This is a genomic window from Streptomyces sp. IBSBF 3136, from assembly GCF_036815105.1.
In the GTDB taxonomy this organism is placed as follows: Bacteria; Actinomycetota; Actinomycetes; order Streptomycetales; family Streptomycetaceae; genus Streptomyces.
In genome coordinates this window covers 1-9,160 of record NZ_JAJSZC010000275.1, presented here as the reverse complement: position 1 = coordinate 9,160, position 9,160 = coordinate 1, and the positions used below count along the sequence as shown (strand labels likewise).

The following is a 9,160-nucleotide window of genomic DNA, read 5'->3' as shown; positions in this document are numbered from 1 at the left end:
TCCTCGCGGTGCGGGAGCCGGACGGGGGCCCCAGAAGGCCCAGGCACGGCCGATCGCATGACGGATACACCCGGACGGAGCAGTCTCGGCGTGTCTGGAGCAGGGAAGAGGGCCCGGGCATGCCTGGCCGGGGGCGCGGGTCGTGTCCAGAGAGTCCGGGTGTGCTCGGCCGGCGCGGTTTCGCAAGCTGGTCGTGCTGGTTCGCCGTCGTGGCGGTGACGACCAGCGGCCGTGGTAGCTCAGTTTGGAGGACGGGTGTTGCTGGTGCCCACCCGGGATCGGACAATCGCGGTCTCCAGCATGGACTACCGGTATCCCACCAACCAGCAGGTGGTCATCGACGCCAACAGCCGGCTCGTCGTCGCCGTCGGCCTGCCACTGCCCAGCAGCAACCGCAACGACTGCCTCCCGATGCTCGGCGTCGCACGGCTCCACAACCTTGTTCTCAACTGATGAGCTGGTCCCGCCTCACCGAGAACTCCTCACGTCCGTCCGGCGTCATGACGCCGTGCGGCGAGGTGGAGACGGTGACCACCTCGTCGTTCTCCAGCAGTCCGTGTCCTTCAGTGACCCTGCAGGCGACGGTGACCTCCACCGGATAGGGCGAGTCCGGACCGAGCTCGTCCATGGCCACGAAGACTGGGATCTTGTCCACCAGTGACCAGCACCGTCCCGCCGCGTCCGTGAGCCGAACCTCGACCACGCCAGGCCACGGCTCGTCGTCCACCCACCGGACCGCCTCACACCGCAGCTGCAACACGAACACCCCCGCAGCAGAACAAGGTCAATAATCAGCGCCAGTATGCCGCGAGACCTCAGCTGTCTGAATGAACTCGCCCGCGCCGTCGACACGGTGGTGGGCAGACCTCAGTCGAGGAGGGTTTCGCCGATCCCGGAGCTGGGTGCGACGCCGTAGTCCTTCGAGCCGAAGACGCTGACGCCGCGGGTGCTCACTCCGTTGCTGGTGCCCCGCAGCTGCCAGAGGGCGCCGCTGCCCTGGTTGCGGTAGGGGTCCTCTTCGGGGGCCGAGACGGCGAGGTCTGCCTTGCCGCCGCCGTCGAAGTCGCCGGCTGTGATGTTCCAGATGCCGGTGGGATCCTGGTCCGACACGTCGATCCCGGCGGGGGCTTTGGTGCGGGTGAACGTGCCCGAGTACAGCCGCAGAGACGTCTGCCCGCTGACGGCGACGTCGGGGGCGGAGTCGCCGGTGAAGTCACCCACGGCGATGTCGGAGCCGAGCATGCGCCCGGAATACGACTGCCCCATGGGCAGGGCGAGGCCTCTTCGCAACGGCGAGGCGCCGCCCCACAGTACGGTCACGGAGCCGTTGTCCGACGTGCCGGCGGTGGTGTCGTCCTCCCTGCCGACCAGTAGGTCGGCGTATCCGTCGTGGTTCAGATCGCCGCTGGCGAGGCTGCTGCCGAAGAAGTCCTGGTATCCGGCCGTGCCGGGGATGCCGGTGGAGTTCTGGGTGATGTAGACGTGCTTGCCGGTCAGGCCGTGGGCGGAGCCGAAGGTGAGGAGGACGGCACCGGCGCCCTCCTTCCCGCTGATCGCCTTCTGGGGCATGCCGATGGCGAGGTCCCGGTATCCGTCGCCGTTGAAGTCGTCCGCGAGCTTGGCCGGGTCGGCCACGGCACAGTCGGCCCAGACGGCCATCAGGCCGCCGGTCAGAGAGGCGGCTACGGCCGCTGCCCGGTGCCGCTGGCTGGAGCGTTCCAACCTCGCCGTGGCCGCCGCCACCGGCGTGATGTACCTCGACGCCGCGGGGATCTCCGTCAAACCCGGCCGCGAGTACGCGGTCGCCCTCAAGGATCTGCTGCTGGACCCCGCCTGCACCGCCGGCAAGATCGCCACCCTGCTGCGGACCTGGCCCACCGCCACCTGACGCCCACCGCTGCCCGCCGCCTCCCACCTGACGCCCGCCGCCGCGGCTGATCCCGCGGCAGTCCTCGCCGTGTCCGTCTCCCGGCCCTTGGCCGTCACTGACGCGGCCGCGGCTCCAGCGCGCACGCCGGCTGCCACAACCGCGCAAGAGGGCGGCCCGCCGCCCCCTGATCCGGCCGAAGGGAGGACTTTGCAGCCCGTGTCCGCTCGGCTCCCGGGCGGGTGGGGCTGGAGTGCCTAGGCTGTCACCGCCACGGAAGGGCGGTGCCATGGATGCTGACTCCCGGACCAGGGCCGCGATCGAGGAGCATTGGCGAGCCTCGGAACGCGGGAACTCCGAAGCGGAGCACGCCATCTACGCCACGGACGCGATCCTGGACTACCCGCAGTCCGGTGAGCGGTTCCGGGGCCGGGCGGCGATCTCCGCACAACGCGGCGGGCACCCGGCCGACCGGCACTTCACGGTCCGGCGGATCACCGGTCAGGCGAATCTATGGGTGAGCGAATGCGTCATCACCTACGACGGTGTGCCCTCGTACTCGGTGAGCATCATGCAATTCGCCGGTCAACACGTGGTGCACGAGACGCAGTACTTCGCCGATCCCTTCGGCGCGCCCGCCTGGCGAGCGGAGCTCGCGGAGCCGATGCCGGGCCGGACCATCGCGAGAGCCTGATCCTCGGCCTCGCTCAGCCCGTCCGCCAAGCACCGACGCGTCGACACTTCCATGACCGGCCGCGTCTTGGGCCAACGTCTCAGGTCACCCGGGCGTCAGCGGCCGGGGCCGGTCGCGTCGCTCGCCGGATCGGCATCATCGTCTCCGCCGCGTCCTGCCCGAGGTGATCGAGGATCAGCCGGTTGACGAGAGCGGGCCTCTCCAGCGGCGCGAGGTGGGAGGCGCCGGGGACGACGGCAAGCTGCGCGTCGGAGACGGCTCGGTAGAGCGCGATCGTGTGCTCAAGCGTCACCATGTCGTCGTCGCCGGCCATCACCAGCGTCGGTGCGGTGATCCGCCCCAGGTCCTCGGTCGTCAGCGTGGGCTGGCCGCGCCACATGTCGAGGATCTTCCGTGCGACGACCGGCCAGTGCTCGGCGCCGTCCGGTGTCACCGGTTCGTACATCGCGCGGAAGAACTCCAGTTCGTCGCTGCCCTGGGCCATGGCGTCGAACATCGCCGGCTCGACGAACGCCTCACTAGCGGGACGGAAGTTGGCCCCGATCACCACCACCTTGCGGATCAGGTCCGGCCGGGCGGCGGCCACGATCAGCGCGATGATGCCCCCGTCGCTCCAGCCCACCAAATGGGCCGGGGCCCGCACGACCGCCTCCAGGAAGTCGACCGTGTCCTCGGCCATGTCCTGGTACGACAACTGCCCCGCGACATCCGGCGTGTGTCCGTGCGCACGACGTTCGGGAAGGAAGACGCGGTACGCGGCGGCCAGGTCCGCCCGCTGCGCACCCCATGTCTCGATGGTGCAGAAGCCGCCGTGCAGCAGGAGAAGGGGATCACCGCTTCCCTCGGTCTCGTACCAGGTCCGGACGCCGGGAAGATCCACGTAATCACCCATGTCCCAGACCTCTCCGGACAGTCACCCCGTTGGCCTTCACGCCATCCGACCTCGCCCTCCCGGCCAGTCTCCGTCGCGCGGTTCGACGGCGCAACGCGGACCCGGACGAGTGGCCTGGGGAGCCCATGCAAGGAAGCCACCGGCCGCTGAGTGGTGCGTAGTTGCTACGTGAGGTTGTCGAGGATCTCGCGGAGCCACGGGCTGCGGCCGGCCGGTAGCCGGACCAAGGTGCGCTGGAAGATGTCCCGATCGGCCCGGAGCGGGTGAGGCGGGCGCGGTGGGAGAGGGTGGTCGCGCAAGACGTCATACGGGAGGCCGGCCGACGAGGGAACGGGCAGGTCCGGCTCGGGGAAGGCCAGCCACAGCCACACGCCGAACGGCAGCGGTATGCGATATGCCGATGCGGCCGCGCTCGCGGCCGCGGCCGCATCGGCGGGGGTCCAGGTCCGCCCCGTCTGGGGATGGACCGGCACGAAGAGGATGTCGTCGCTCGCACCGGGAGAGGGACGTCCAGGTCCGGAGAGGATGGCGCGCCGCTCCGGTGGACCCGCGGGCAGCAGGCTGTCCAGGGCGCCTTGGAACACTTCCTTGAGCAGGCCGTCCGGGACGCTCACCGGTCGTCCTTCGGAGGACACCAGCAGGTGCGCGAGGGCCTGGCCGGCCGCTGCCTCCCATTGGGGGCTCCATGACCAGTGATGCCTGGACCCGACCCGCGATCCCCACGCAGTGATCGGCTCGAACGGGGGCGTGCCCGTTCCCTCCGCCAGCAGATCCTCCCAGGAGAGCATCGCCGTGTCGGTGTCGTCGACGAGAACGCGTTGCACAGCGTCCGGGGCGAACCACACCGCCTGCCAGAGCGAGCAGTCGTCGATCCGGGTCGCGACGGGCAGGCCGCACGCCGCACAGGCCACGTTGGGACCGTCGCCCCAGTCGAGACCGCAGCAGTAGCCGCCGGCCTTCTTCGGGATCAGCAGGGTGCCGCGTAGATCCCCCGGTGAGATGACGATCATGCCGCGGGCCTCCGCCTCGTCTGGATGGTTCTCCTCCCACCTCCGCGACAGCGACCCCCAGGGCTCCCCATCCATGGCGAACGTCCCGGACTCCATGAGCACCGGGAGCTGAACCCCGTTCCCGTACTTCTGATGCGCGTGGACTGGCAGCGCGACCTGGGACAACGGGGCGGTCAGCTCGGCGTCGCACCCCGCGCAGACGACAACGTACAAAGACCCTCCGCATCGCGAACAGGGGCATCTTCGCAGCCGTGCGGCGACCGGCCAACGTGTTTTTTCGTTCGTCACCAGCTGGAGCTGGAGCTGGCGCCGGCGCTGGAACGCCGCCACCGACGTGGCGCGTAGGCACCCGCCCGTCATCGGCGGTCGCGGACGGCGAATGTGCACGGGTGGCTCAGTGCCGGTACGCGGCTGTCGCGATCTCGACGAGGGACCGGATCAGAGGGTTGGTGTCAGCCTCGTTCCACACCGCGACCACTCGGCTCGGCGCCATGTCGATCAGTGGCACGACGGCCAGTCCCGCGGGCAGGTCGTGGCCGAGTGGCGCCACGCCCACCGTGCCGTTCCACAGCACGGCCTGCAGGCATTCCTGGACGGCGCGCACGACCGGGCCCTCGCGCCGGGTGCCGCCGTTCCAGTACGCCTGCCAGACGGGATCGGTGCCCTCGGGGAACTGGAACCAGCGGCGGTCGCTCAGCTCGGCCAGCCGGAGCCGGTCGCGGCCGGCGAGCGGATCGTCGGCGCGCAGGACCACGCCGACCGGATCGGCCCGCAGCGTACGCACGGTCAGGGCGGTCTCGTCGAAGGGCGCCCGGGTCAGGGCGATGTCGACCAGCCCGGCGCGCAGCCCGCAGGTCGGATCGGTCAGGTCTGTGTCGCGGATGCGGATGTCGACGCCGGGGTGGCTACGGCGGTACGCGGCGGCAAGCCTGGACACTCCCGGGTCGGTGCCGTCGCCCAGGATGCCGACCGTGATGGCCGCGATGCCGGCCGCCGCGCCCACGCGCACGCGGACGCGGTCGGCATGTTCGAGCAGGTCCCGGGCCTCGTCGAGCAGCAGCGCACCCACCGGCGTGAGCGTGACGCCGGTCGGCGTGCGGTCGAAGACCAGCGCCCCTACGTCGGCCTCCAGCCGCTTGATCGCCCGGCTCAGCGGCGGCTGGCTCATGTGCAGTCGGTTGGCGGCCCGGCCGAAGTGGAGTTCCTCGGCGACGGCCACGAAGTAGCGCAGTGTCCGTAGCTCCACCCTGCCACGATACCCATCGGGTATCGGCGTCGCAGGACAGGTCTTGGACAGCCGAGGGGCCATGGCGGTGGACTCGTGAGCATGACCGAGGAAGCGAAGACCACCGTAGAAGCGAAGACCCCCCACGTAGCCAAGTCCGCCGAAGTGGCCAAGTCCAGCGGGCCGCAGATCGCCTCCGGCGTATCGGTGGTGGGCCCCGGCGGCGGCGAGTCGATCGTCCTGGGCTCCACGCGCATGCGCGTGCTGGAGGACGGCAGCCACACCGGGCACCGCCTCGCGATCGTCGAGTCCGTCCTCGCGCCGCACACCCAGGGGCCGCCGCAGCACCGTCACGCCCGACACGACGAGGGTTTCTACATCCTTTCCGGCACCGTGCGGTTCACCGTCGGGAGTGAGGAGTACGACGCCTCTGCGGGCACGCTCGTGATGGTCCCACCCGGTACCCAGCACACCTTCGCCAACCCGTCGGATGAACCCGCCGTCATGCTCAGCACATTCACGCCCGACCTGTACGTCCAGTACTTCAGGGACCTCCAGGAGATGCTCGCCGACGGCCGGCCGCTGACGCCGGAGGCCAACGTCGAGGCGATGAGCCGCTACGCGACCGAGCCCGCCACCCCCGACCTCGCCTGAGGCCGACGGAACGGCGCGGCCCGGCTCGGCCACCTTCGATGAACGGGAACCATGAACATCGCCTACTGGCTCGTCGCGGGACTGCTCGCCCTCTTCTACCTCTACGCGGGAACGCTGAAGGTGATCCGCAGCCGTGATCAACTCCGGCCGATGATGGCCTGGGTCGACCGCTTGCCCCTGCCCGCCGTCAGAGCGCTGGGAACGGTCGAAATACTCGGCGCGACGGGCCTCATCCTGCCGCCGCTGACAGGCATCGCGCCCGCGTTGGCGCCGGTCGCGGCCCTCGGCTTCGTCCTCCTGCAGGCCGGTGCTGTCGCCGTCCACCTGAGCGGCGAGGACCGCCGGATCGCACTCAACGTCGGGCTCATCGCCACCGCGGCCGTGACCGTCTGGCTGGCCGCCGAGCTGTGATCCGGATGGGGGTGGAGCGGGTTGGAACCGGCTTCACCCCAGTTCTCGGGGCGAGCGCGTGCGCGTCGACGTCCTGGCCGAGCGCTGGAGCGCGGTGGACCCCTGATCCCCGGGGTGCTCAGAGGAAAGCGCACCCTTCTGCGCAGGCACACCGGCCAAGCCACAGCTCGCACGTTTGCCCAGGTCAGCGTCGTCCTGCTGACCTGGGCACCTCCGCGCCGGCACTGCGGTCGTCGGCGCAGCCGGCTACAGCGCGCGTTGCAGGCGGTCCGCCATCAGCTTGACGAAACGTGCCGGCTCCTTCGGCTGGCCGCCTTCGGCGAGTACCGCGAGGCCGTAGAGGAGTTCGGCGGTCTCCGCGAGCGCCGTGTGGTCCTCGCGCTCGGCGTAGGCCTGGTTGAGGCCCTTCACCAGCTGGTGCTGGGCGTTGAGTTCCAGGATCCGCTTGGCGCGGGGCACCTCCTGGCCCATGGCGCGGTACATGTTCTCCAGGGCCGGGGTCAGGTCGTCGGCGTCGGAGACCACGCAGGCGGGGGAGACGGTCAGGCGCGACGACAGGCGCACCTCCTTGACGTCCTCACCCAGTTGCTCCGTCATCCAGCCGAGGAGCCCGGCGTACTCCTCGCTCTGCTGCTTCAGCTCTTCCTCGGACGCGTCGGCTTCATCGGCGTCGAGGTCGATGCGGCCCTTGGCGACGGACCGCAGGTTCTTTCCTTCGTACGTGCCGACGGCGTCGGCCCAGACCTCGTCGACGGGGTCGGTGAGCAACAGCACCTCGATGCCGCGGTCCCGGAACGCCTCCATGTGCGGGGAGTTCTCGATGCTCTGCCGGGACTCGCCGGTCAGGTAGTAGATGTCGTCCTGACCGTCCTTCATCCGCTCCAGGTACTGCTTGAGCGTCGTCTGCTCGGTCTCATGGTGGGTGCTCCCGAAGGAGGCCACGGCGAGCAGGGCGTCGCGGTTCTCCGGATCGGTGACCAGACCCTCCTTGAGGACCGTGCCGAACTCCCGCCAGAACGTGGCGTAGTGGTCCGGGTTCTTGGTCATCATGTCCTTGACGGTGGAGATGACCTTCTTCGTCAGGCGGCGGCGCATCATGTCGATGTGACGGTCCTGCTGGAGGATCTCGCGGGAGACGTTGAGCGAGAGGTCCGCCGCGTCGACGACACCCTTGACGAAGCGGAGGTACGGCGGCAGCAGTGCCTCGCAGTCCTCCATGATGAGCACGCGCCTGACGTAGAGCTGCAGGCCCCGCTTGTAGTCACGGTTGAACAGGTCGTAGGGGGCGTGGGCGGGCAGGAACAGCAGGGCCTGGTACTCGAAGGTGCCCTCCGCCTGGAGCCGGATCGTCTCCAGCGGGTCGCGCCAGTCGTGTCCGACGTGCTTGTACAGCTCGTGGTACTCCTCCTCGGACACTTCGTCGCGGGAGCGTGCCCACAGGGCCTTCATGGAGTTGAGCGTCTCCGGCGCGGGCGTCTCGTCGCCCTTGTCCTCCGAGCCGTCGCCGTCCGCGCCCGTGCCCTCGGGCGCCATGCGGATGGGCCAGGTGATGAAGTCCGAGTACCGCTTGATGATCTCCCGGATCTTGTACGGGGAGGTGTAGTCGTGCAGTTGGTTGTCCGGGTCGGCCGGCTTGAGGTGGAGGGTGACCGAGGTGCCCTGCGGCGCGTCGGCGACCGTCTCCAGGGTGTAGGTGCCCTCACCGCGTGACGTCCAGCGGGTGCCTTCGCTCTCCCTGGCGCGCCGCGTCACCAGGGTCACCGCGTCCGCGACCATGAAGCCCGAGTAGAAGCCGACGCCGAACTGGCCGATGAGGCCCTCCTCGGCCCCTTCCTTGGCGTCTTCCTTCGCCTCCCTCAGTTCTTGCAGGAACTGGGCGGTGCCCGAGTGGGCGATCGTGCCGATGAGCTGCCCCACCTCGTCGTAGGACATGCCGATGCCGTTGTCGCGCACGGTGAGGGTGCGGGCGTCCTTGTCGACGTCGAGCTCGATGTGCAGGTCGGACACGTCGGCGTCGAGGGAGTCGTCCCGCAACTTCTCCAGGCGCAGCTTGTCCAGCGCGTCGGAGGCGTTGGAGACGAGCTCGCGGAGGAAGACGTCCTTGTTCGAGTAGACGGAGTGGATCATCAGCTGCAGCAGCTGACGGGCCTCCACCTGGAACTCGAAGGTTTCGGTTGGCATGGTCGCGTATACCTCACAGGTCCTGGCATCGGACAACGGGCTCAGTTACTGAGAACAACGTCGGACATGAAGATCTGGGTCGCCGCATCGCCGGGCGCCGCATGAAGATCTCGGTCGTCGCGTCGCCGGGCGCCGCGACTGCCGTCGATCAGCCGGGGCCGGTCGCGGGCGTCGTGAGCGTGTCGAGTCGGGCGGCGAGGTCGGGGTGGGCCGCCAGGTGGGGGCG

The 9,160-nt window shown here is 69.6% G+C and carries 9 protein-coding genes and 2 pseudogenes; 5 read left to right on the top strand and 6 right to left on the bottom strand.

The genetic code is table 11. From position 1 onward, the window contains the following. Positions 1–261: 261 nt before the first annotated feature. A pseudogene (locus V7E45_RS40790) lies at positions 262–402 on the top strand (IS5/IS1182 family transposase); the annotation flags it as partial. A 43-nt stretch (positions 403–445) separates the two neighbouring features. Here V7E45_RS40790 and V7E45_RS35850 read toward each other — a convergent pair. Both V7E45_RS35850 and V7E45_RS35845 read right to left on the bottom strand, forming a co-directional pair. Then, positions 446–655 carry a hypothetical protein gene (locus tag V7E45_RS35850; RefSeq protein WP_333778451.1) on the bottom strand — a complete coding sequence of 70 codons (210 nt, stop codon included), beginning with the start codon at positions 653–655 and terminating at the stop codon, positions 446–448. 212 nt (positions 656–867) lie between these two features. Further along, a complete protein-coding gene (locus V7E45_RS35845; protein WP_443056330.1) occupies positions 868–1,659 on the bottom strand; it encodes an FG-GAP-like repeat-containing protein in 792 nt (263 codons plus the stop codon). A gap of 37 nt (positions 1,660–1,696) precedes the next feature. On the opposite strand from V7E45_RS35845, the pseudogene V7E45_RS35840 reads away from it, so the two are divergent. Further along, a pseudogene (locus tag V7E45_RS35840) lies at positions 1,697–1,888 on the top strand (fic family toxin-antitoxin system, toxin component); the annotation flags it as partial. A 268-nt stretch (positions 1,889–2,156) separates the two neighbouring features. Beyond that, positions 2,157–2,561, top strand: a complete 405-nt coding sequence (locus V7E45_RS35835) for a nuclear transport factor 2 family protein (RefSeq protein WP_333778449.1) — start codon at positions 2,157–2,159, stop codon at positions 2,559–2,561. A gap of 79 nt (positions 2,562–2,640) precedes the next feature. On the opposite strand, the gene V7E45_RS35830 is transcribed toward V7E45_RS35835, so the two are convergent. The 3 genes from V7E45_RS35830 to V7E45_RS35820 all read right to left on the bottom strand — a co-directional run bounded on the left by V7E45_RS35830 (position 2,641) and on the right by V7E45_RS35820 (position 5,694). Further along, complete coding sequence (locus V7E45_RS35830; protein ID WP_333778448.1) at positions 2,641–3,453, bottom strand: alpha/beta fold hydrolase; 813 nt, start codon at positions 3,451–3,453, stop codon at positions 2,641–2,643. 164 nt (positions 3,454–3,617) lie between these two features. Continuing rightward, complete coding sequence (locus V7E45_RS35825; protein ID WP_333778453.1) at positions 3,618–4,676, bottom strand: hypothetical protein; 1,059 nt, start codon at positions 4,674–4,676, stop codon at positions 3,618–3,620. Positions 4,677–4,857: 181 nt separating this feature from the next. Continuing rightward, on the bottom strand, positions 4,858–5,694 hold the full coding sequence (locus V7E45_RS35820; protein ID WP_333778452.1) for a LysR family transcriptional regulator: 837 nt from the start codon (positions 5,692–5,694) through the stop codon (positions 4,858–4,860). Positions 5,695–5,790: 96 nt separating this feature from the next. Between V7E45_RS35820 and V7E45_RS35815 the strand changes: the two genes are divergently transcribed. Continuing rightward, the gene (locus V7E45_RS35815; RefSeq protein ID WP_333778447.1) at positions 5,791–6,342 is read left to right on the top strand and encodes a cupin domain-containing protein; all 552 of its coding nucleotides are present in this window, start codon (positions 5,791–5,793) and stop codon (positions 6,340–6,342) included. 51 nt (positions 6,343–6,393) lie between these two features. Then, the gene (locus V7E45_RS35810; protein WP_333778446.1) at positions 6,394–6,753 is read left to right on the top strand and encodes a DoxX family protein; all 360 of its coding nucleotides are present in this window, start codon (positions 6,394–6,396) and stop codon (positions 6,751–6,753) included. A gap of 246 nt (positions 6,754–6,999) precedes the next feature. Here the strand turns inward: V7E45_RS35810 and htpG are convergent, their stop codons facing one another. Next, positions 7,000–8,934, bottom strand: coding sequence for a molecular chaperone HtpG (gene htpG, locus V7E45_RS35805; protein WP_333778445.1), 1,935 nt, complete (start codon positions 8,932–8,934; stop codon positions 7,000–7,002). Positions 8,935–9,160: the final 226 nt, after the last annotated feature.